The organism is Vibrio sp. RM-69-4 (genome assembly GCF_024743775.1).
Lineage (GTDB): Bacteria > Pseudomonadota > Gammaproteobacteria > Enterobacterales > Vibrionaceae > Vibrio > Vibrio anguillarum.
This window is the reverse complement of the sequence record NZ_JAMQXI010000032.1, coordinates 84,666-106,780: the sequence shown is the minus strand read 5'-3', so window position 1 is coordinate 106,780 and position 22,115 is coordinate 84,666. Positions and strand designations below refer to the sequence as shown.

Genomic DNA, 22,115 nt, shown 5'->3' with positions numbered 1-22,115 from the left:
GCAGGCGCGTCTTAACTTAAAAGGAATGTTTTATGTCTAATCCACTTCTCACTTTCACGGATTTACCGCCGTTTTCCGCCATTAAGCCAGAGCATGTGAAGCCTGCGGTTGAGAAAGCGATAGAAGATTGCCGCACCGAAATTGAAAAACGTCTTGCTGGCAATAGCACCCCAACATGGGAAAACTTGATTGCACCCATTGAAGAGGTGGATGATCGCTTAAGCCGCATTTGGTCGCCAGTGAGCCACCTTAATTCCGTGCTCAATAGCGAGGAACTGCGTGATGCGTACGAAAGCTGTTTGCCGCTGCTGTCTGAATACGGCACTTGGGTTGGGCAACATAAAGGCCTGTTTGAAGCCTATAAGAGCATGAAAGCCAGCGATACTTTTTCCTCGCTCTCTCAAGCGCAGCAAAAAACCATCAATGATGCACTGCGTGATTTTGAGCTATCGGGTATCGGCTTGCCATTGGCAGAGCAAAAACGGTACGGCGAGATCAGTAAACGTCAATCTGAGTTGGGTTCTAAGTTCTCTAACAATGTACTGGATGCCACGATGGGCTGGACCAAGCACATTACCGACGCCAATCAATTAGCGGGCATGCCAGAATCGGCGTTAGCAGCTGCACAAGCGGCGGCGCAAGCCAAAGAGCTCGATGGTTATTTATTAACGCTCGACATTCCTTCTTATCTGCCAGTGATGACTTATTGTGATAACCAAGCTCTGCGCAAAGAGCTCTATGAAGCGTATGTCACGCGTGCCTCGGATCGCGGGCCAAATGCGGGCAAGTGGGATAACAGCGAAATCATCGCTGAGAAGCTCAAACTACGTCATGAAATAGCCCGTATGCTCGGTTTTAATACCTACAGTGAAAAATCACTGGCGACTAAAATGGCGCAAACGCCCGATCAAGTGTTAGGGTTTTTAAATGATTTAGCCACTAAAGTGAAACCGCAAGGTGAGCGTGAAGTAGAAGAGTTGCGTCAATTTGCGCAGCAAGAGTTTGGCGTGACCACGCTAGAGTTGTGGGATATCGCTTACTACAGCGAAAAACAGAAACAGCACTTGTTTGATATTTCAGATGAAGAGCTGCGCCCTTATTTCCCAGAGTCGAAAGTGGTGAGCGGCCTATTTGAAGTGCTCAACCGCGTATTTGGCATGAGCGTCAAAGAGCGCTCTGGGGTTGATACTTGGCATCCATCGGTGCGTTTTTTCGATATTTTTGATGCGAAAGGATCACTGCGTGGCAGCTTCTATCTCGACCTGTATGCACGCGAACATAAGCGTGGCGGCGCGTGGATGGATGATTGCCGTGGCCGTCGTATCACTCAAAATGGCGAGCTACAAACCCCAGTGGCTTATTTGACCTGTAACTTTAATCGCCCAATCGGTGATAAACCTGCGTTATTTACTCATGATGAAGTGGTCACTTTGTTCCATGAGTTTGGACACGGGATCCACCACATGTTGACTCAAGTTGAAGTGGGTGCGGTATCTGGCATCAATGGTGTACCGTGGGATGCGGTTGAACTGCCAAGTCAGTTCCTTGAAAATTGGTGCTGGGAAGAAGAGGCGTTAGCGTTTATTTCAGGTCATTACGAAACGGGTGAACCGCTACCGAAAGAAATGCTCGATAAAATGCTCGCGGCGAAAAACTTCCAGTCAGCGATGTTTATTTTGCGCCAACTTGAATTTGGTTTGTTCGATTTCACCTTGCACACCACTTACGATCCCGAAGTAGGCCCGCAAGTGTTGGAAACTCTCGCCCAAGTGAAAAAGAAAGTGGCCGTGTTACCAAGCCTTGAGTGGAACCGTTTCTCACACAGCTTTAGCCACATCTTTGCTGGCGGTTACAGCGCAGGTTATTACAGCTACTTATGGGCGGAAGTGCTTTCGGCTGATGCGTTTTCTCGCTTTGAGGAAGAGGGGATTTTTAACCCACAGACTGGGCAAAGTTTCTTGAATAACATCCTTGAAATGGGTGGTAGTGAAGAGCCGATGGAGCTATTTAAACGCTTTAGAGGCCGCGAGCCGCAAATTGATGCGTTGCTGCGTCATGCGGGGATCGCCGCGTAGTCACGCGCTTAAAATGCGATGAAGCTCGAATTAGCCCACCTTTGCGGTGGGCTTTTCATTTTTGAATGCCCAGAAAAATGTGATAGAGACGAGCATCTTGCCGCGATTTGAGGTTATAATCTGGGCAATTATGTATAAATAACCAGTAGCTTAGCCATGATGGATCCTTCTCTCTTACTCGACGGTCTCAACGATAAACAGCGCGAAGCGGTTGCCGCGCCTTTAGAAAACTTGCTGGTGCTTGCCGGAGCGGGGAGTGGTAAAACCCGAGTATTGGTGCATCGCATTGCTTGGCTTATCTCGGTTGAAAACGCCTCGCCTTTTTCAGTCATGTCGGTGACTTTTACCAACAAAGCGGCGGCGGAAATGCGTGGCCGAATTGAAGAGTTGATGATGGGCAGTGCATCGGGCATGTGGAATGGTACCTTCCACGGTATTTGCCACCGTATTTTACGCGCTCACTATCTTGACGCTCGCCTGCCTGAGGATTTTCAGATCCTCGATTCTGAAGATCAACTGCGTTTGCTGCGTCGCTTAATCAAAGCACAAAACCTAGATGAGAAGCAGTGGCCAACGCGCCAAGTGTGCTGGTGGATTAACGGTAAAAAAGATGAAGGTCTTCGTCCGAAGCACATTGATGCGTACCGCGATCCCGTGACTCAAACCTATTTGCAGCTTTATTCCGCGTACCAAGAGGCGTGCGATCGCGCAGGTTTGGTTGATTTTGCCGAAATTTTGCTGCGTTGCCACGAGATGTTGCGTGATAAGCAGCACATTCGTGAACATTATCAAGCGCGCTTTAAACACATCTTGGTCGACGAATTTCAAGACACCAATAACATCCAATACGCGTGGCTGCGCATGATGGCTGGGCGCGATTGCCACGTGATGATCGTCGGTGATGATGATCAGTCCATTTATGGCTGGCGTGGTGCCAAAATTGAAAATCTCGAAAAATTCACGCAGGAATTTCCGAGCGTTAATACCATTCGTTTAGAGCAAAACTACCGTTCAACCAAAACCATTTTGCAAGCCTCGAACGCACTGATAGCGAACAACACCGAGCGAATGGGTAAAGAGCTCTGGACAGATGGCAGCGAAGGCGAGCCAATTTCTATCTATTCGGCCTACAACGATCTTGATGAGGCGCGTTTTACCGTCAATAAAATCAAAGAGTGGCGAGATAAAGGTGGTGCATTAGAGGATTGTGCGATGCTTTATCGCAACAACGCCCAATCTCGTGTTTTGGAAGAAGCCTTGATTCAAGCAGGCTTGCCCTACCGTATCTACGGCGGCATGCGCTTCTTCGAGCGCCAAGAGATCAAAGATGCGTTAAGTTACTTGCGTTTGATGTCTAACCGCAATGATGATTCGGCCTTTGAGCGAGTCGTAAATACGCCACCGCGTGGCTTGGGTGATAAAACGCTGGAAACCATTCGTTTTGCGGCGCGAGATCGCGGCTGTACCTTGTGGCAAGCGAGCCTTGTGCTGTTGGAAGAAAAAGTGCTCACAGGACGTGCGGCAAGCGCATTAAGCCGGTTTATTGAGCTGGTCAATGCCCTTGAAGATGATAGCGCTGAGATGCCGTTACACAGTCAAACCGACCATGTAATCAAAACCTCTGGCTTGTTTGAGATGTATCAGCTTGAAAAGGGTGAAAAGTCTAAAGCCAGAATTGAAAACTTGGAAGAGCTAGTCACCGCAACACGCCAATTTGAAAAGCCAGAAGAAGCGGATGAGATGAGCATGTTGACGGCCTTTTTAACCCACGCAGCGCTGGAAGCGGGCGAAGGGCAGGCTGACGAGTTTGATGATGCCGTACAGTTAATGACACTGCACAGCGCGAAAGGGTTAGAGTTCCCGTTGGTGTTTATGGTTGGCGTTGAAGAGGGTATGTTCCCCAGCCAAATGTCGGCCGAAGAAGCGGGGCGATTGGAAGAGGAGCGCCGTTTGTGTTACGTCGGAATGACGCGCGCCATGCAAAAGCTCTACATTACTTACGCTGAAATTCGCCGTTTATACGGTCAGGATAAATACCATAAGCCGTCACGCTTTATCCGTGAGCTGCCAGAAAACTGCCTTGATGAAGTGCGTATGAAAGCGCAAGTGAGCCGACCAAGCAGTGCCGGGCGTTTTAGTCAAACAGCGGTCAAAGAGAACTTTAACGAGACGGGTTTTAGCTTGGGCGCACGCGTAAAACACCCTATTTTTGGTGAAGGCACCATCATTAATTTCGAAGGCAGTGGCCCGCAAAGTCGAGTGCAAGTCGCTTTTAACGGTGAAGGCATTAAATGGCTAGTGACTGCTTATGCCAAGCTAGAGAAACTATGATCTTCCTTGTACAAAGAAAGGGTACTTTTCTTTGCTGAGATGGTTGGATTGTTCTCCTCCCTCTTTGAGGGGGAGGCAGGGAGGGGTGTTTATGGCGTTGTTTAAACCAAATACCTAACCTAACCTAGCCGTTCAAGATATGAAAGCTGGATAACTCATATGCTTATCCGATCCAAAAGAAAAACCCCGAGGGCTTGCGCCCTGCGGGGTTATAGTCTTACTTGCAGCAATCCAGCTACGAAAGTGCTCCATGCATCAAATCCATGATAGTGGCTGAATTCCGTCAGCTTAATCCGTTCTTCGCCTTCCTAGCGGTGTCCTTGGTGACTTCCTAGTCTGCTAACCATCCACGTTAGCGCGCTTCACTTGTTCCTTGAGCGGTGTCCTTTACATCATCCTGATGTTCAGTCCTTGCCTCGTCCAGAGGTGTCCATCGTCTTTCCTTAGTAGTAACCATCCTAGCTACTATTGCGTCCATTCAATGTCCAATTTGCTTTCCGTGCCGACCATTCATCCTGAGCAGTCGTCTCTTCATCCTGAAGATGACCAATCCGTGGTGCTTTCCTGTTCCGTGTCAGAATCCTTCCGACAAGGTTCATATTACCCATCTCTAATTTATCGGCAATGCTAGAGAAACGCTTTTTTCGCAAAGGGTTTCTCTATCTGGTTATTATTTTATTTAAAATCAATCAGTTAAGTTTTTTGGTGTTGATTTTCCTACTCAAAAAGCGATATTTGCTCACTCGCTTGTAAGAGATCTCGCACAAAAATGGGCGCGAATCGCTGCATCAATGGCTAAGGCTAAGCAGCGCTTGCAATAAAATAAGTCCACCGATGAGCGTAAAAATGATGCCACATACCGCATCAATATACACAGTGAGTGATTGTAAACGTTTTTGTAGGCGGGCGGTGGAGAGCATCCACGCCAAGGTTGAGAACCACATAAAAGAGAGCCCCCAAAGAATCAGCAAGGCGATACCTTTACCTGAAAAGGACATCCCCACAGGCACTAAACTCGACATTAAGCTGATAAAAAAGACCAAAGCTTTTGGATTAAAAATATTGGTGATAAAACCGCGGGAAAAGGCTTGGCGTTGATTTTCGATCAGCTTGTCGCGCTCATTGTTGACTCCGACAGCTTGTGGCGATCGCCAGGTGGTGTAGATGGATTTGAGTGCGCCCAAGCCTAAATAGAATAAATACCCCCCGCCGGCCAGTTGCACCATCGCAAACAGTGCGGGTTGTTGATGCACCAAATAGCTTATCCCTGTGAGGCTAAGCAGTGAGTGAATGACAATGCCACATGATAACCCAAGAGCAATAAAAACCCCGGTTTTGCGGCCGTAACGGGTAGCATTTTGTACCACTAGCGCCACATCTGGGCCCGGGCTTAATAAAGCCATAAAATGTACGCCAGCCAATGTGGCCAATATGGAAAGTTCGTTCATGTATTCTCCTCATGTTTGACGGTGAGTATGCGTGGAGAAAACGTGCTTGCCTTGTAAATTTCTGACAGTTTGGTTAGTAAAGTGTGCGATTGATGGCGGAGGGTGACAGGCCAAAGGTTGCTTTGAACGCCTTACTGAAATGGGCTTGATCATAAAAACCGACTTGATAGGCGACTTCAGTGCTAGAGGCTCCGGTTTTCAACAATTTCATCGCTTGCTCTAAACGTAAACGCAATAACCACGCATAAGGTGTGATGCCCGTTTGCGCCTTGAAATGGCGCTGAAACTGAGTGGGTGAAAGCTGGCAAAGCTGAGCGAGTTGTTCAAGGCGGATCGGTTGGTCGAGTTGACTGAGTACCCACTCTTTCAGCGTAGCGAGGTTGCGCTGGCCAAGCGGTTTAACCTCCGGCAGTTTCAAGTGGCTATAGCGTTCAAGTAAAGGTGTGAACCCTTGGTAGGGTAAGCAATCTTTAGCGAGTTGACTGAGCTTATCCTGCTTCATGGTGTGATGAAGTTGCAGCAGTGAGCAAAAAAGTGGCGCGTCATCGACTATTAACTGCTCAAAACCCAGCACTTGTTCAATCTGCTTGGCTTCTAAGGTTTGCTGTAGCCAAGTAGGTTCAATAGCAAACACTTGCACTTGGTAGCCAGAGCTATTGTGCGCTTGCCCATCGTGCAGTTCATCTGGCGACATCAGAACTACGCCGCCCCGTTGTACCTGATGCCAAGCGCCTTGGTGGTAGAAGCGCTGCGTTCCTTGAGTGATAAGGCCAATATGAATATCAAGATGGTAGTGGCGATCAAACGCAAACTGACGATAGTCTGCATCAATCAGACCAATCGCAGGATAGGCCGTTTGGCTGTAGCTCACTTTATCCATAGAGACCAAAATTTAGGGTTGAATAATGCAAGCTTAGCCAGCCATGTCGCCACTGTCTTGTAAAAAATGATCACAGCGCCCTCGATCGCTTTGACGAACGAGGGGAATAAACAATCCTAATTAAACGGATGCCCGTTGAGCGCGTCGCGCGGTTCGGCCTGTTTTTAAACCATCAAAACTGAACAGCAACAATGCAGCCCAAATAAAGGCAAAAGTAATGGCTTTATCACTAGAGAAGGCTTCACCGTAAACCAAGACCGCGAGCAAAAACATCAAGCTTGGGCCGATGTATTGGAAGAAACCCAGCGTTGAAAGTTTTAAACGCGTTGCTGCTCCTGTGAAACAAAGCAAAGGCAAGGTCGTGATGACACCAGCTGCGATCAGCAGTAGGTTGAGGTTAAGCGGATTGAGCGCCATATCTGAAGTTGGCGAGCTGGCGATAAACAACAGATAAATCAACGCCGCGGGCAACATTACCAAGGTTTCGATAAACAAACCTGTTTGGGCATCAACCGCCACTTTTTTACGCAGTAAGCCATACAAGCCAAAAGTGGTAGCCAAAGCGATGGCGACCACAGGAATCGAACCAAACACAATTAACTGAATGGCCACACCAATGGTGGCTAGCGCCACCGCGACCCACTGCAGTTTGCGTAATCGCTCACCAAGAAAAAGCATGCCGAGCACCACATTGAGCAGTGGGTTAATGTAATAACCTAAACTGGCATCTAACATATGATTAGCATTGATTGCCCAGATGAAAATTAACCAGTTCACCGCAACCAGACAAGCGGTGGTCATTAGATAGATCATCTTTGATTTATGAGTAATCACACTGCGTACACTACGCCAGTTGCGGCCAAAATGAAGTAGTGCTGCTAACAAGAAAAACGACCACACTACGCGGTGAGTGAGGATCTCAAGTGCAGGAACATTGTTGATTGCTTTAAAATAGATCGGTGCGATGCCCCACATAGTGTAAGCACCAATAGCGAGTAAAACGCCTTGTCTGGAGCGTTGTTGTTCTTCTGCGGTCATGATGAATTCTCAAAGGAGTGAAGTGCTGAGCCAGCGAAACGATTCGACAGTATATACTGTTCCTCAAGTAAGTTGCAGCTTTGTTAATCAACCGCCTACTCGGGAGTTTTAGTGGCGAATAATGGCCGAGAATCAAGTGATTCGCTTTACAGCTACATTTTGCGGTTTTATTCACCATCGAACCCCACTACAATAAGACGCTTTGCGGTATAGCGGTTGCTCTACCCCTTTTGTTCACCCTTGGAAATTTCATGACCGCAACGTTAATGGCTCAACAAACCGATCCTCAACCTGAGACACCGCACAGTATTTTACAGACTGTGTTCGGTTATCAGTCGTTTCGTGTCGGCCAGCAAGAGGTGATTGACGCTTCGTTAGCGGGGCAAGATAGCTTAGTTATCATGCCAACGGGTGGGGGGAAATCGCTCTGTTATCAGATCCCTGCGTTAGTCAAAGAGGGCATCACTTTAGTCATATCGCCGCTCATTTCATTGATGAAAGACCAAGTGGATCAGCTCAAAGCCAACGGTGTCGCGGCTGAGTGTATTAATTCAAGTATGTCACGTGAGATGCTGATGTCGGTGTATAACCGGATGAATGCAGGGCAACTGAAGCTGATTTACGCGTCGCCTGAGCGCGTTTTGATGCCCGATTTCATCGAACGCTTGCAGCAGTTGCCATTGGCGATGATTGCCGTGGATGAAGCACACTGTATTTCTCAATGGGGGCACGATTTTCGCCCTGAGTATGCGGCGTTAGGCCAGCTCAAACAGCATTTTTCACACGTGCCTTTTATGGCACTGACGGCAACGGCCGATGACGCCACGCGCGTGGATATTTTGCACCGTTTGCAGTTGCAAGAACCGCATGTCTATCTGGGTAGCTTTGATCGCCCTAATATCCGCTATACCTTGGTCGAAAAGCACAAACCGGTTTCACAGGTGATCCGCTATCTTGATACGCAAAGAGGGCATTGCGGTATCATTTACTGTGGCAGTCGCAAAAAAGTAGAAATGCTGACAGAAAAACTGTGCAACAACCATTTACGAGCAGCCAGTTACCATGCGGGTATGGACGCCGATGAGCGCGCTTATGTGCAAGAAGCATTTCAGCGTGATGACATTCAGATAGTGGTTGCTACCGTCGCATTTGGAATGGGGATTAATAAACCCAATGTGCGTTTTGTGGTGCATTTTGATATTCCGCGCAACATTGAATCTTACTATCAAGAGACCGGGCGCGCAGGGCGAGACGGTTTGCCAGCCGAAGCGATGATGCTCTATGATCCGGCCGACATCAGTTGGCTGCGTCGAATGTTAGATGAGAAGCCGGAAGGGCCACAAAAGCAGGTGGAAAGCCATAAGTTGGGCGCGATGAGCGCTTTTGCTGAAGCACAAACTTGTCGCCGCCAAGTGTTGCTCAATTATTTTGGTGAATATCGAGACAAACCTTGCGGCAACTGCGATATCTGCCTTGATCCGCCCAAGCATTTCGATGCCACGCAAGAGGCGCAAAAAGCATTATCGTGCGTTTATCGCGTCAACCAAAGTTTCGGTATTGGTTATGTGGTGGAAGTGATGCGCGGTATGCAAAATATCCGTATTCGTGAAAATGGCCACGACAAGCTCACGACTTACGGCATTGGTCGCGATCATAGCCATGATTATTGGGTGAGTATTTTCCGTCAGTTGATCCATAAAGGGTTATTGCAGCAAAACATTACTCGCAATTCGACCTTGCAGTTGACGGAAGAGGCGCGGCCGCTGCTGCGTGGAGAAATGCCATTAGAGTTAGCTATTCCACGCTTAGACACAGCCGCTCGTGCGGCGAAATCAGATAAGTTATCCAACAAAAACTACGACAAACCACTGTTTGCCAAATTGCGTAAATTGCGTAAATCGATTGCTGATGAAGATGGCCTGCCGCCTTACGTGGTCTTTAGTGATGCGACCCTAATTGATATGGCGGAAATATTGCCCACTTCGTACGGAGAAATGCTGGCCGTTAACGGCGTTGGGCAACGCAAGCTTGAAAAATACGCCGACCCATTTTTAGACCTGATTCAGGAGCACTTAACCCACCATGGCTGAGTTCGGTTTAGCACACAATTTACAAGATGAAGGGCGACTCGTCTTGAGTACAGCGCGTTTTGATGTCGATACTTTTCCTGCACTAGGCGAACGTTTGGTCAAGCAGCTTTCGGCTACAGTGATAGAAAAACAGTGGGATGCGGACATTCACTCATGGTTGATTGATTTTGAAGGTTGCTTACTTTTTCTCAAAGCCGAGCATTACAGCGAGTCGGTTTGGCTTGAAGCACTTGCCATCAAAGAGAGCCAAGAAGAGTTGGCGTTTCTCGCGCAATTATTCGCGCGAGGTTTCTAAGCGTGTAGATCAACTCTGCATATCCGCCTTTTGGTCCTTCATTATTAAGCTGCCATTGCTTATGATGAGGCAAACATCAAGGAGGCTGGCGTGAAATTTGAATCGATTCATCAAGAAGTTATCTCCGTTGAGCGTTTTACATGGCGCTGCTTACGCTATGCGGCGATCGCTGCGTTACTGCTGTTGACTGGCCTCATTCCCGGAGTGGTGGGTTTTGTCTACCTAGCTGATCTCCCAGCGGCGCAAGCGTGGTTGAATGCGCTTTCGATGGTCAGTGGTCTCGAGCTTCCCTACCCGATAATCAATCTGCATCTTGCGCCGAGCTTGCATCTCTTTTTAGCCTTTTACAGCTTATTTATCGAAACGGTCTTTTTTGTTTCATTGGCCACCCTATTTGCGCCGATCATTCATCGCGTTTTTCATCGCATGCACTGCATTGAAGAGAGCGATTAATTCCGTTAAAAGATTTGACGAATATCAGATGAAATGTCTTGGATCAATTGACGTGCCGACTCGTCTCTTTGCTGTACAAGAGTAATAAACAACAGGTCGGTTAGAACGTTCTGCGCGGTGCGAGAGGCGATGGATGAGCTGCGATGTTCACTTTCATCGGCAATCGTATCAAAAGAGAGATCGGCTAATTCGCGTAATCGATTTTTCTTCGGAGAGGTGAGCGCGATAACGCTTGCTCCTTGCTGCTTGGCCGCTTCGGCGGCAATCAAAATCTCTTTTCTCTCTCCTGAAAATGAAATCACAATTTGAACATCTTGCGCACCCAGCGTGCGTGCGGTGGCGATTTGTACGTGGCTATCTTGTTCTGTGAGCGCTGTGATGCCTAATTTCAGGAGCTTAAAAGCCAAATCTTTTGCGGTGAGCGCCGAGCCGCCGATACCGATAATTTGCACGCGGTTGGCGAGGTTTATCCACTGTACTGCTTGGTTGAAATGGGGAAATGAAAGCGCGTTGGTGGTGTGAAACATCGCCTCTGTTTTCGCTTGCACCAATTTTTGTGCGATCACCGCCAGTGGGTCGTCAGCCAGAATATTGCTGTGCAGTGGCGTGGTCTGAAACGCCAATTTACGGCCAAGCTCTTCGGCCAGCGCTAACTTAAACTCACTGTAGCCCCTAAAGCCAATTTTCTGGGTAAATTTGACAATGCTCGACTGGCTGACTTTTGCGTGTTCGGCCAATGCTTGGCTGGTGGCGAGCGCGGCTTTTTCTGGATGAGCGATGATCCAATCGGCGATTTGTAATTCACTGCGAGAGAGTTGAGTGCGGCGGCTGACGATTTTATGCATCACAGACATGCGCGATCCTTGTATTTTTTAGAATAAATTATTCCAAATTTAAAATAACGAACATTAGTGTAGTGGCTTGTATTAACTGGCCTTTTGTTCGGAGACTTAAAAGATATCGGTGCATTGTAGGCCATTATTCCATGTAGTGACTGGTCAAAGAATAACCTTTGTTGTGATTTTTGTCACTAAAGTGGAATATTTTATTCCATAGAATCGCCCTCAGTTCCGAATTCAAACCGAGAAATAGACGATGAACCTAGACCTAACCCAGTTGGTTACCGAAAGCCGCAACCCTGCCAGTGCTGACATTGACACTCTTTCCACCTTAGAGATGTTGCAAGTCATTAACCATGAAGATCAACTGGTCGCGTTGGCGGTTGAAAAAACCTTACCGCAGATAGCGCAAGCGGTGGATGCCATTACCTTGGCATTTCAAGCGGGTGGACGTTTGATCTACATGGGAGCGGGAACCTCCGGTCGCTTGGGGATTTTAGATGCTAGCGAGTGCCCACCCACCTACGGCTCTGATCCTAAACAAGTGGTTGGGCTTATTGCGGGCGGACACCCAGCGATTCTTAAAGCGGTTGAAAATGCCGAAGACAATGTTGAGCTTGGGCAAAGCGATCTGAAAAATATTAATTTGACCCGCAACGATGTGGTGGTTGGTATCGCCGCCAGTGGTCGCACACCCTATGCGCTAGGCGGCATGGCTTACGCTAAATCACTGGGTGCAACGGTTGTGGCAGTAGTGTGCAACCCAGATTGCGCGATGCAGCACGCGGCTGACATTGCCATTGTGCCTGTGGTGGGCGCGGAAGTAGTCACGGGCTCTTCACGTATGAAAGCGGGCACGGCGCAAAAACTGGTGCTTAACATGTTAACCAGCGGCGCGATGATTTGTTTCGGTAAAGTGTTTGGCAACCTCATGGTCGATGTCGAGGCGACCAACGCTAAGTTGATTCAGCGCCAAAATAACATCGTGGTCGAAGCGACAGGTTGCAGCAAAGAGGAAGCAGAACAAGCACTGAGCGCCTGCCATCGTCACTGTAAAACCGCCATTGTAATGATTCTTGCGGGGCTAAGCGCCGAGCAAGCGACGCAAAAACTGGCCAAGCATAATGGTTTTATTCGCGCGGCACTGAATGATCAATAACCCGACTGGATCTATCCAAGGATGTCCCAATGGCAAAAATAACCTCAAATATGATCGCCAAGCTGCTTAGTGCAGTCGGTGGTAGTGGCAATATCGGTAAGTGTGGCAACTGCATGACGCGCTTACGTTTAACATTAAATAATACGGCATTGGCCGATCAGGCTCTGCTGAAAACCCTTCCCGGCGTAATGGGCGTGGTGGAGAGTGACCAACAACTGCAGATCATTTTAGGCCCGGGCAAAGCGCAAACGGCGGCCGATATGATGAATGAGATGATCGCCAACGGTGACGGTGCTGAGACGGATGTGGCCGTAACTGCCGATCTATCCGCGATTGCTGCTGAGCAGAAAAAGCAGATGAAGAGCAAGCAGACCAGCGGTGTACAACGTTTTTTAAGCAAATTTGCGACCATTTTTACGCCGCTGATCCCCGGTTTCATTGCTGCGGGTTTGTTGCTTGGTTTTGCCACTTTGCTGGAGCAAATGTTCGTTATCGATCAATCGCCTAGCCAGTTTATGCTCGATCTCATTACTTATATGAAAGTGTTTGGTAAAGGGCTATTTGCCTTCTTGAGTATTTTAATTGGTTATAACGCGCAGCAAGCTTTCGGTGGCTCGGGTGTTAATGGTGCCATTTTAGCTTCGCTGTTTGTGCTGGGGTATAACCCAGAGGCGACAACGGGTATCTACTCGGGTATGAGTGAATTCTTTGGCTTCGCCATTGACCCACGCGGCAACATCATCGGGGTACTATTGGCCTCTATTTTGGGCGCGCAAGTAGAACGTAAAGTGCGCCAATACATGCCTGATGATTTGGATATGATCTTAACCTCTGTGGTGACGTTACTCATCATGGGCGCGGTGACTTTCTTGGTGATCATGCCGATTGGTGGTGAGCTGTTTAAAGGTATGTCATGGTTGTTTTTGAACCTCAATGATAACCCGTTGGGCGCGGCGTTACTGTCGGGTTTGTTCTTAATTTCGGTGGTGTTTGGTATTCACCAAGGGTTTGTGCCAGTCTATTTTGCGCTGATGGATGTACAAGGGTTTAACTCTCTATTTCCTATTTTGGCGATGGCGGGCGGCGGCCAAGTGGGTGCGTCACTGGCACTCTATTTCAAAGCGAATAAAGATGCGTTGCTGCGCACGCAAGTGAAAGGGGCGATCATTCCCGGTATTTTGGGAATTGGCGAACCACTGATTTATGGCGTGACCTTGCCGCGGGTTAAACCGTTTGTCACCGCTTGCATTGGTGGGGCGGCGGGCGGTTTCTTTGTCGGCTTAGTTTCTTACCTTGGTTTGCCAGTAGGATTAAATACGGTGTTTGGCCCGTCAGGCATTGTCGCCATTCCATTGATGACTTCCGAGCAAGGAATTTTTGCTGGGATGATGGTGTTTGTTGGCGGTCTTTTAATCTCCTACACTGTTGGCTTTCTCGCGACCTACTTTTTTGGCTGCAAAGATGTCGATTTAAGCTAATTCACCACCCCCCTATGTATGCAAAATAGTATGCAAAATACCTAAACTCGGAAGTGAGGGTATTGGGTGAAATAGCGCGGCCTTTAGCACATCTTCTTTCTCTGTTGGATGTGTCTAAAGGCCTTTTATTTGCCTAAAGAGCATCCACTACGCAAGTTCGCCTATAAACCCACCCGTTTGATGTGCCCATAGCTGAGCATAAACGCCTTGTTGTTGCAGCAACTCTTGGTGTGAGCCTTGCTCAATGATTCGTCCTTCATCCAGCACAATTAAGCGATCCATAGCGGCAATGGTTGATAAACGGTGCGCAATGGCGATCACGGTTTTGTTTTCCATCAGCGTTTCAAAATTTTCTTGAATAGCCGTTTCCACTTCTGAATCTAGGGCCGAGGTGGCTTCATCCATGATCAGAATAGGCGCATTTTTTAATAGCACTCTGGCAATCGCAATGCGTTGGCGTTGGCCGCCAGAGAGTTTGACACCGCGTTCTCCCACTTGAACATCGTAGCCGAGGTTGCCATTCTCATCCTGCAACTGCGCGATAAAATCATGAGCATGCGCTTGACGGCTTGCTTCTATCAGCGCCTCTTCCCCGGCATCTGGGTTGCCATACAGAATGTTGTCGCGGATTGAGCGGTGCAACAGAGAAGTATCTTGCGTGATCATACCAATGTGTTGGCGCAGTGAATCTTGGCTAACCTGCGAAATATCTTGCCCATCAATGCAGATTTTGCCGCCATTCAAATCGTAAAATCGCAGCAGCAAGTTAACCAGTGTTGATTTACCCGCGCCCGAACGACCCACTAACCCCACTTTTTCGCCTGCTTTTAACTCAAAGTTAAGCGCTTCGAACACAGTGTTCTCTTGTCCATAGTGAAAGTGAACGTTATGGAAGCTGATTTGCCCTTGCGTTACTTGCAGCGGCGGCGCATTGGCTACATCCGTTACGGTCACTGGTTGCGACAAGGTATTCATTCCATCCACCACAGTACCGATATTTTCAAATAGCGCGCTCACTTCCCACATGATCCATTTCGACATGCCTTGTACGCGCAGCGCAATGCTAATCGCAATCGCAATGACACCGACAGTCACTGAGGCATCGAGCCACAAATTGATCGATAAAGCGGCGATAGAAAACAGCAGTAAATAGTTGATGGCATCAACACTCCACAACAAGCACGTTACCATGCGCATCTGTTGGTACACGGTGTTCAAAAACCGTTTCATGCTGCTTTTGGCGTACTGCATTTCTCGCTGCGAATGGGAAAACAGTTTCACGGTGGCAATGTTGGTGTAACTGTCGACTATGCTGCCCGTCATGGTTGAGCGAGCATCCGCTTGATCGGTCGCCACTTTTTTCATCTTGGGAATGAAATACAACTGAATGATGATGTAGGCCACGAGCCAAATCAGAATTGGGATCATCAAGATGCGGTCAGATTCGCCCATCATCCAAATCATCGAGACGAAGTAGACCGCGATGTAAACCAGTACATCGACCAGTTTCATCACTGTTTCTCGCACCGCCAGTGAACTTTGCATCACTTTGGTGGCAATTCGCCCCGCGAAATCGCGTTGGAAAAAACTGACGCTCTGTTTGAGTAAGTAGCGGTGGATCATCCAACGTATCGACATCGGGTAATTACCCAGTAGCGTTTGGTGCATGATCATGGAGTGGAAGAAAGCCAGCAGCGGCATAATGACCACCACCAGCGCGGCCATTACCCACAAGCGGTCACTTTGATCGGCCCAGAATGTGGCACGTTGTTGGCCGCTAAGAATATCAACCAATTCACCCATATAGCGAATGAGGGTGACTTCGGCAATCGCCACGCAAGCACTGAGCAGTGACATGACCAGTAACGGTATTTCAAAGCCCCGTGTGTAATGACGGCAGAATGCCAATAAGGTGTTAGGCGGTTGTTGCGGCTCTTCTTTAGGAAACGCCGCCGTGAGATTTTCAAACCATTGAAACATAGGTGATCAACTTATGGTGATGTGCGAGTGAGATTCATTCTTATTTTTATCTGTTAAATATTGAATTTATCAGTAAAATGATGAGCAATAATAATGATAATAAAAACGTTTCTCAAACTAATTAAAGCAGGAGGTATCCTTTAATGGATCTCATTCGCCCAAGCTTGCTGGGGACAGCAATTCACAACATATTAAAAATCAGCGCATTACCTTGTCTGTTCATGGTTTCGGCTACGGCGCAAGCTGAGCAAACACCGCCACCAGTTTTAGACACGATCGTGGTAACGGCATCGGCATTGAAAGTCGATACCCCGACACAAGAAACCGCAAAGTCGGTCACTGTCATTGAACGTGATGAACTGGACCAGCATAACGTACAAAAACTGGATGAAGCATTGCGCTATACGCCGGGATACACCTCACCTTATGGCGCGGATAACGACGCCGAATGGATGTTTGTGCGTGGTTTTGAACCGAGTGTCTATCTCGATGGTAACCGTCTTTATAAAGAAGGTTTCTTTGCTTGGACGGTTGACCCCTTTGGTTTAGAGCGAGTTGAATTGGTGAAAGGCCCGTCTTCGGTGCTGTATGGTGAGTCCATGCCGGGCGGTATTGCCAACGTGGTGCAGAAAAAGCCGACTAATGGCGCGCAGCATTCCGTATCTCTGTCGGTGGGGAATAAAAATTACCAGCAGTTGGGTGTCGATATTGCCGATTGGGCCAACCAAGATGGCAGCCAGCGCTACCGCCTCGTGGCGATGGTTAATCAAAAAGAGGGAGAATTGGATGGCATTGAGAGCCAGCGCGTTTATGTTGCGCCAAGCTACGCTATCGATTTATCAGATCAAACCACGCTAACGCTGATGGCCACTTTCTTGAAAGATAACGGCGTGCCACAAAACGGTTTCTTCCCAAGCGATGGCACATTAGTGGCGCTGCCCAATGGCGAGACGATTGCGCCTAACCGCAACTTTGGCGAGCCGGATCACGATGATTTCGATAAAACACAATTGTCGTTTGGCTACCAACTCTCTCATCAACTGAACGACACTTGGAGCTTCAAGCAAAACTTCAACTACGCCTATGTTGATCTGTACCTGCGAAGCTCTTCGGCCTATCAAAATGCTTGGCAAGACAGCGACCCATACACATTGGCACGTTATACCTTGATCAATGATGGTGATGCACACAGCGTAACCTTAGATAACAACGCCCAAGCACAGTGGCAAAGTAGCCAATTTGAGCACCGCTTACTGACCGGGTTTGACATTCAGTATCACCAAAATAAATGGCTGGGTAATGGCACTGGTTCACAGGTGGGCGTGATCAACAGCCTTAATCCGACCTACGGCAATGTGCCTGATCTCTCAAGCAGCTTGTATGACAATGAGATTGTCAAACAGCAACTGGGTGTGTACGCGCAATATCAAACGAAGTGGCAACAGAAATGGGTTCTGAATTTAGGTGGCCGCTACGACAAAATTGATGTTGAAAGTAAAGGTTTGAATAAAGATGAGCTTGATGATGGCCAACTGTCATTAAACAGCAGTTTGATCTATTTAGCCGATAATGGTTTGTCACCTTATGTGAGCTACTCTGAATCTTTCTATGTGATCAGCAGCTTAGATTTCACCACCAACAAACTCTACAAACCCGTTGAGAGCAACCAAACCGAGGTGGGTGTGAAATACATGCCAAGCTGGCTCGATGGCTATGTCAATCTGGCGTGGTTTGATATCGACCAGAAAAACGCAACCGCCTCTACCGTCGGCAGCAATGGCGCGTTAACCACCAGTCAATCGGGCACAAAAACCAATACGCAAGGGTTCGAAATGGAAGCTCGCATGGCTGTGACAGAAAATCTGATGCTGAATGCTAGCTACACCTATCTCGATGCTCATACGGGTGAAGGAACGAGCCAGAAGCGTAAGTCGATGATTCCGCGCCACTTAGCGACAGGTTGGGCGAGCTATGATTTTGCAGGCCTTGGGATTGAGGGGCTGACGTTGGGCTCTGGCGTGCGTTATACCGGAACGTCTGTGGATGCCTCGCTCGATAAAAAGGTGCCTGCCTATATGCTGTGGGATGCAATGGCAAGCTACGCCATCAATACACAGTGGGATGTGCAGGTTAACCTCAATAATATTTTGGATGACGAGTCCCTTGCTGGTTGTGATTTCGGAACCTGCTATTACGGCGAATCACGCCGTATGGTGGCAAGCGTGAATTACCGCTGGTAAGTCAGCATGAACTCACCTTCGTTGAAGGTGAGTTTGACGGTTTTTGAACATTCCCGCGCCGGCGGGGATGTGTGTTTTAGGTGGTTCGATTTTTGGGGGAGAGTGATGTTTACCTTATCAAATGTTCAAGTGGTACGCGGTGGGCGAAGCATTTTATCCATTGAATCACTGAATATTCCCACCACAGAGTTAACTGTGGTACTCGGCCATAATGGCTCTGGTAAATCCACGCTGGTGAGTTTGATTTCTGGTCAGCAAGCACCTGACCGTGGCGACGTGTTACTTAACCAGCAGCCGATTGCCGAGCTCAGCGCCAGAGCGCTGGCTAAAGCGGTGGCGTTTTTGCCACAAAAATTGCCAACTTCAGCGGGGTTAACGGTACGAGAGTTAGTGCGCCTTGGGCGTTTTCCGTGGCGTGGTCCTTTTGGTCGCTGGCAAAATCAGGATGAAGTGATCATCGATCAAGCGATCGCCCAAACCGGCGTCACTGAATTTGCCTATACCTTGGCAGATGAATTGTCTGGCGGTGAAAGGCAACGCGCTTGGGTGGCGATGCTGTTGGCGCAGCAGTCTCCGGTGCTGATTTTAGATGAGCCAACTTCAGCGTTAGATGTGCAGCACCAATATCAGTTAATGGCTCTGCTTGCGCAATTAAACCAGACACAAGGCTGTGGAATTATCGTCATTTTGCATGATCTGAACCTTGCGCTACGTTACGCGACCCACATTGTCGCGCTCAAGCAGGGCAAGGTTGCTTTTGAAGGCGATGCCTCTTTATTGGCCGATGAAGCGCGTTTATCGGCGCTTTATCAAACGCCGATCCAACTGCTGGATCACCCAATGTCCAATTCAGATTCTCACACGCATAAGGTCGCGATTGTATGTGCTTAAACCTTGTAAAGCGCTGGCTGGTTGCTGGCTTACTCTCTGTTTTTTCGAGTGTCGCTTTTAGCGCGCCATTGACCGTACACGACAGCCGCGGAGAGCAAACTCTACAGCAGCGGCCACAACGTGTGGTGGTGCTCAATTGGGATTTACTTGAGCAAGTGATTGAACTGGGTATCATACCCGTTGGCGCGCCAGAGCTTGCCAGTTATCAAGATTGGGTTGTCAAACCGCAAGTGCCGCAAGGGGTTGAAGATATCGGCACGCGCGTTGAACCCAATTTGGAAAAAATTGCTGCACTGCAACCAGATCTCATTCTCGCTGCTGCGCCGCAGCAAGATTTAATCACACCGTTAGAGCGCATTGCTCCGGTGCTCTATTTCTCTAATTTTCAAGCCAGTGATGACAGTGGCGCAGTCGCGATTGACCATTTTCGCCAATTAGCGCAGCTCTTTGACAAGCAAGCGCTCGCCGAGCAAAAACTGACCACAATGACGGAACGTTTTGCGCAGTTAAAAGCACAAATTGACATCGCGTTTTCTCATCAAACACCCGCGGTGGTGGCGATGCGTTTTGCTAATCCAACCTCGGTGTTCCTTTACGGTGAAAACTCCACCACGCATTATGTGCTGAAGCAATTGGGCTTGCATGAAGCGCTGCCTCAGCCCGCCAAAGAGTGGGGTATTGTGCAACATCGGTTAACGGATCTGCAGTATGTTGAGCAAGGTTATGTGCTCTATTTCTTGCCATTTGCCCAGCAAGCACAGCTAGAAAAATCAATGCTTTGGCAAGCGATGCCGTTTGTGCGTCAAGCGCGAGTGAACTCGGTTGAGAGTGTCTGGAACTACGGCGGCGCGATGTCACTACAATACATTGCAGAAGCGCTGACACGCAGTTTGCTTGAGGTTGCGCCTAAGTCATGAACGGAAAACTGTTTCTCGCACTGAGTAGTGCGCTGCTGCTTGTGGCAATGCTCAGTGTGCAAATTGGCAATGGCGTTGATCTAGTCACGCAATGGCAACTGTTGTGGGCGCAACGTGAAGCGAGCTCTTTTGCGGAGTTCAATTTCCTATATGGTCAATTGCCCCGTTTGGTGATGACGTTGCTGGTGGGCGCGATGTTGGGTTTGGTCGGCAGTGTGATGCAACAACTGACGCAGAATAACCTCACTTCACCATTGACGCTGGGCACCTCATCTGGAGCTTGGCTGGCGCTGATTATTCTCAACATTGGTTTTCCAAGCCTAGTTGCCAGTTACAGCGCGTTGGCGGCAATGAGTGGTGCTTTGCTCGCATTTGCGTTGATCGTGGTGATTGCTGGTGTGCGTAACATGACGGGCTTGCCGTTAATTGTGGCAGGCATGGTGGTGAACCTGCTACTTGGCGCGATTGCGACGGCACTGATTCTACTCAATGAACAATACGCCAAAAACGTCTTCATGTGGGGCGCGGGCGATCTGGCGCAAAATGGCTGGGATTGGGTGCAGTGGTTGCTGCCGCGGTTATCGGTCTCCTTATTGATTTTACTGTTTGCGCCAAGGGTTCTGACGTTATTGCGTTTAGGTCATCAAGGTGCTGCGGCTCGTGGTCTGCCTGTTATTCCTGCATTTTTAATCTTAATGGTGCTCGGGATTTGGTTGGTTTCAGCCTCGATTACAGCGGTGGGTGTCATCAGTTTTATCGGGCTACTCACGCCAAACATCGCGCGTGCTATGGGGGCAAGAACGCCCAAACAAGAGCTCTATTCGAGCTTACTGCTTGGCGCGTTACTGCTTTTATTAACCGATATGCTCGCAATGTGCTTGAGCCTATGGACTACGCAAGTCATCGCCAGCGGTATCACAGCCGCGGCGATTGGCGCGCCCGCATTGATCTGGTTTAGTCGCCGTCAGCTCAAGGCGCAAGATACCTTGACTATCTCACTGCCTCAGTCGCGCGCATCATTAAGCCGTGTCGCACTATTGGGGTTGTTGCTAATGATGCTGGCAGCACTTGGGTTGCATACGTTGTTTCAAATGAACGAACTCAGTTGGCAATTGGCGCTGCCAAGCAGCTATCAGTGGTCATTACGCTGGCCGCGCATGCTCACCGCATTGTGTGCCGGTATTGGTCTTGCCCTAGCAGGTAGCATTTTGCAACGTTTGATATACAACCCGTTAGCCAGCCCAGATATTTTAGGGGTCTCGTCAGGGGCGACGTTTGCGTTGGTGTTTGCCAATCTCTTTTTAGGTCAAAGCTTGTTAGCCGCCCATTGGGTGACAGCGTTGTTGGGTAGTTTGCTGGTGTTGGCGGCATTAGTTGTGCTGGGTAAGCGCCATCAATACGCCGCGTCGAGTTTGATTTTAACCGGGATAGCCATCACCGCACTGCTTGAATCCTTAGTGCAATTTTGTTTGGCTAAAGGGTCAGAAGACAGCTATCGAATTTTACAGTGGTTGGCAGGCTCAACCTATCGCGTTACGCCTGACCAAGCGCTATTGCTGGCCGTTTTGGTGCTGTTGCTGGCCGCGGCCACCATCGCACTGTCGCGTTGGCTGACTTTAATCTCCATTGGTCGTCGTTTTGCCAGTGCGCGCGGCGTTAATGCGCAAAGCACCAGTTTGATTTTATTGACCATTGTGGCGCTGTTATGTGCGCTGGTGACGGCGACGATGGGGCCAGTGTCGTTTGTGGGTTTGATCGCGCCGCACATGGCGATGATGCTAGGCGCACAGCAAAGTAAAACCCAACTGCTGGTGGCAAGTTTAGTCGGTGCATCATTAATGTTGTGGGCAGATTGGCTCGGACAGGTGATCGTTTATCCGATGCAAATTGCGGCTGGCACGCTCGTGGCGATTCTCGGTGGGAGCTATTTCTTGCTGTTACTGTTGGTCAATCGTTCAAAATAAGCTCAGTCTATTTACCATTGGCATCGATAGTGTTAAC

Annotated in this window: 16 protein-coding genes; 11 read left to right on the top strand and 5 right to left on the bottom strand. The window is 48.7% G+C overall.

The window, feature by feature from the left end:
• Positions 1-32 precede the first annotated feature (32 nt).
• Both prlC and uvrD read left to right on the top strand, forming a co-directional pair.
• A complete protein-coding gene (prlC, locus tag NB504_RS03920) occupies positions 33-2,075 on the top strand; it encodes an oligopeptidase A (protein WP_258428345.1) in 2,043 nt (680 codons plus the stop codon).
• Positions 2,076-2,231: 156 nt separating this feature from the next.
• Positions 2,232-4,406 carry a DNA helicase II gene (gene uvrD / locus NB504_RS03915; RefSeq protein WP_013855687.1) on the top strand — a complete coding sequence of 725 codons (2,175 nt, stop codon included), beginning with the start codon at positions 2,232-2,234 and terminating at the stop codon, positions 4,404-4,406.
• A 788-nt stretch (positions 4,407-5,194) separates the two neighbouring features.
• Here uvrD and NB504_RS03910 read toward each other — a convergent pair.
• From NB504_RS03910 to rarD, 3 genes are all read right to left on the bottom strand, one after another.
• Positions 5,195-5,809, bottom strand: coding sequence for a LysE family translocator (locus tag NB504_RS03910; RefSeq protein WP_405054802.1), 615 nt, complete (start codon positions 5,807-5,809; stop codon positions 5,195-5,197).
• 118 nt (positions 5,810-5,927) lie between these two features.
• Positions 5,928-6,734 carry an AraC family transcriptional regulator gene (locus tag NB504_RS03905; RefSeq protein WP_258428344.1) on the bottom strand — a complete coding sequence of 269 codons (807 nt, stop codon included), beginning with the start codon at positions 6,732-6,734 and terminating at the stop codon, positions 5,928-5,930.
• 120 nt (positions 6,735-6,854) lie between these two features.
• Positions 6,855-7,772: an EamA family transporter RarD gene (gene rarD / locus NB504_RS03900; RefSeq protein WP_013855691.1), complete on the bottom strand. Its 918-nt coding sequence runs from the start codon at positions 7,770-7,772 to the stop codon at positions 6,855-6,857.
• Positions 7,773-8,023: 251 nt separating this feature from the next.
• Between rarD and recQ the strand changes: the two genes are divergently transcribed.
• The 3 genes from recQ (at position 8,024) to NB504_RS03885 (ending at position 10,610) form a co-directional block, all read left to right on the top strand.
• Positions 8,024-9,862 (top strand): ATP-dependent DNA helicase RecQ, encoded by a 1,839-nt coding sequence (gene recQ / locus NB504_RS03895; protein WP_064626057.1) that lies wholly within the window; start codon positions 8,024-8,026, stop codon positions 9,860-9,862.
• The gene (locus tag NB504_RS03890; protein WP_094500712.1) at positions 9,855-10,157 is read left to right on the top strand and encodes a DUF3630 family protein; all 303 of its coding nucleotides are present in this window, start codon (positions 9,855-9,857) and stop codon (positions 10,155-10,157) included. Before recQ ends, NB504_RS03890 begins: the two co-directional genes overlap by 8 nt.
• Positions 10,158-10,247: 90 nt before the next feature.
• Positions 10,248-10,610 (top strand): hypothetical protein, encoded by a 363-nt coding sequence (locus NB504_RS03885; protein WP_017043038.1) that lies wholly within the window; start codon positions 10,248-10,250, stop codon positions 10,608-10,610.
• 5 nt (positions 10,611-10,615) lie between these two features.
• On the opposite strand, the gene NB504_RS03880 is transcribed toward NB504_RS03885, so the two are convergent.
• Positions 10,616-11,464 (bottom strand): MurR/RpiR family transcriptional regulator, encoded by an 849-nt coding sequence (locus NB504_RS03880; protein ID WP_013855695.1) that lies wholly within the window; start codon positions 11,462-11,464, stop codon positions 10,616-10,618.
• Positions 11,465-11,705: 241 nt separating this feature from the next.
• On the opposite strand from NB504_RS03880, the gene murQ reads away from it, so the two are divergent.
• Both murQ and murP read left to right on the top strand, forming a co-directional pair.
• Positions 11,706-12,608 (top strand): N-acetylmuramic acid 6-phosphate etherase, encoded by a 903-nt coding sequence (gene murQ / locus NB504_RS03875; protein ID WP_258428343.1) that lies wholly within the window; start codon positions 11,706-11,708, stop codon positions 12,606-12,608.
• 29 nt (positions 12,609-12,637) lie between these two features.
• Positions 12,638-14,086: a PTS N-acetylmuramic acid transporter subunit IIBC gene (gene murP / locus NB504_RS03870; RefSeq protein WP_088721413.1), complete on the top strand. Its 1,449-nt coding sequence runs from the start codon at positions 12,638-12,640 to the stop codon at positions 14,084-14,086.
• Between the two features lie 147 nt (positions 14,087-14,233).
• On the opposite strand, the gene NB504_RS03865 is transcribed toward murP, so the two are convergent.
• Positions 14,234-16,066, bottom strand: coding sequence for an ABC transporter ATP-binding protein (locus NB504_RS03865; protein ID WP_258428342.1), 1,833 nt, complete (start codon positions 16,064-16,066; stop codon positions 14,234-14,236).
• A 143-nt stretch (positions 16,067-16,209) separates the two neighbouring features.
• On the opposite strand from NB504_RS03865, the gene NB504_RS03860 reads away from it, so the two are divergent.
• From NB504_RS03860 to fhuB, 4 genes are all read left to right on the top strand, one after another.
• On the top strand, positions 16,210-18,306 hold the full coding sequence (locus NB504_RS03860) for a TonB-dependent siderophore receptor (protein ID WP_258428341.1): 2,097 nt from the start codon (positions 16,210-16,212) through the stop codon (positions 18,304-18,306).
• Positions 18,307-18,411: 105 nt separating this feature from the next.
• A complete protein-coding gene (locus NB504_RS03855; protein WP_026028190.1) occupies positions 18,412-19,197 on the top strand; it encodes an ABC transporter ATP-binding protein in 786 nt (261 codons plus the stop codon).
• On the top strand, positions 19,188-20,114 hold the full coding sequence (locus NB504_RS03850) for an iron-siderophore ABC transporter substrate-binding protein (RefSeq protein ID WP_258428340.1): 927 nt from the start codon (positions 19,188-19,190) through the stop codon (positions 20,112-20,114). The genes NB504_RS03855 and NB504_RS03850 overlap by 10 nt, the downstream gene beginning before the upstream one ends.
• The gene (gene fhuB, locus NB504_RS03845; RefSeq protein ID WP_258428339.1) at positions 20,111-22,078 is read left to right on the top strand and encodes a Fe(3+)-hydroxamate ABC transporter permease FhuB; all 1,968 of its coding nucleotides are present in this window, start codon (positions 20,111-20,113) and stop codon (positions 22,076-22,078) included. The genes NB504_RS03850 and fhuB overlap by 4 nt, the downstream gene beginning before the upstream one ends.
• Positions 22,079-22,115: the final 37 nt, after the last annotated feature.

Coding starts and splice junctions, on each gene's coding strand:
- prlC (WP_258428345.1), top strand. CDS start 33: ATGTCTAATCCACTTCTCACTTTCACGGATTTACCGCCGTTTTCCGCC.
- uvrD (WP_013855687.1), top strand. CDS start 2,232: ATGATGGATCCTTCTCTCTTACTCGACGGTCTCAACGATAAACAGCGC.
- NB504_RS03910 (WP_405054802.1), bottom strand. CDS start 5,809: ATGGCTTTATTAAGCCCGGGCCCAGATGTGGCGCTAGTGGTACAAAAT.
- NB504_RS03905 (WP_258428344.1), bottom strand. CDS start 6,734: ATGGATAAAGTGAGCTACAGCCAAACGGCCTATCCTGCGATTGGTCTG.
- rarD (WP_013855691.1), bottom strand. CDS start 7,772: ATGACCGCAGAAGAACAACAACGCTCCAGACAAGGCGTTTTACTCGCT.
- recQ (WP_064626057.1), top strand. CDS start 8,024: ATGACCGCAACGTTAATGGCTCAACAAACCGATCCTCAACCTGAGACA.
- NB504_RS03890 (WP_094500712.1), top strand. CDS start 9,855: ATGGCTGAGTTCGGTTTAGCACACAATTTACAAGATGAAGGGCGACTC.
- NB504_RS03880 (WP_013855695.1), bottom strand. CDS start 11,464: ATGTCTGTGATGCATAAAATCGTCAGCCGCCGCACTCAACTCTCTCGC.
- murQ (WP_258428343.1), top strand. CDS start 11,706: ATGAACCTAGACCTAACCCAGTTGGTTACCGAAAGCCGCAACCCTGCC.
- murP (WP_088721413.1), top strand. CDS start 12,638: ATGGCAAAAATAACCTCAAATATGATCGCCAAGCTGCTTAGTGCAGTC.
- NB504_RS03865 (WP_258428342.1), bottom strand. CDS start 16,066: ATGTTTCAATGGTTTGAAAATCTCACGGCGGCGTTTCCTAAAGAAGAG.
- NB504_RS03860 (WP_258428341.1), top strand. CDS start 16,210: ATGGATCTCATTCGCCCAAGCTTGCTGGGGACAGCAATTCACAACATA.
- NB504_RS03855 (WP_026028190.1), top strand. CDS start 18,412: ATGTTTACCTTATCAAATGTTCAAGTGGTACGCGGTGGGCGAAGCATT.
- NB504_RS03850 (WP_258428340.1), top strand. CDS start 19,188: ATGTGCTTAAACCTTGTAAAGCGCTGGCTGGTTGCTGGCTTACTCTCT.
- fhuB (WP_258428339.1), top strand. CDS start 20,111: ATGAACGGAAAACTGTTTCTCGCACTGAGTAGTGCGCTGCTGCTTGTG.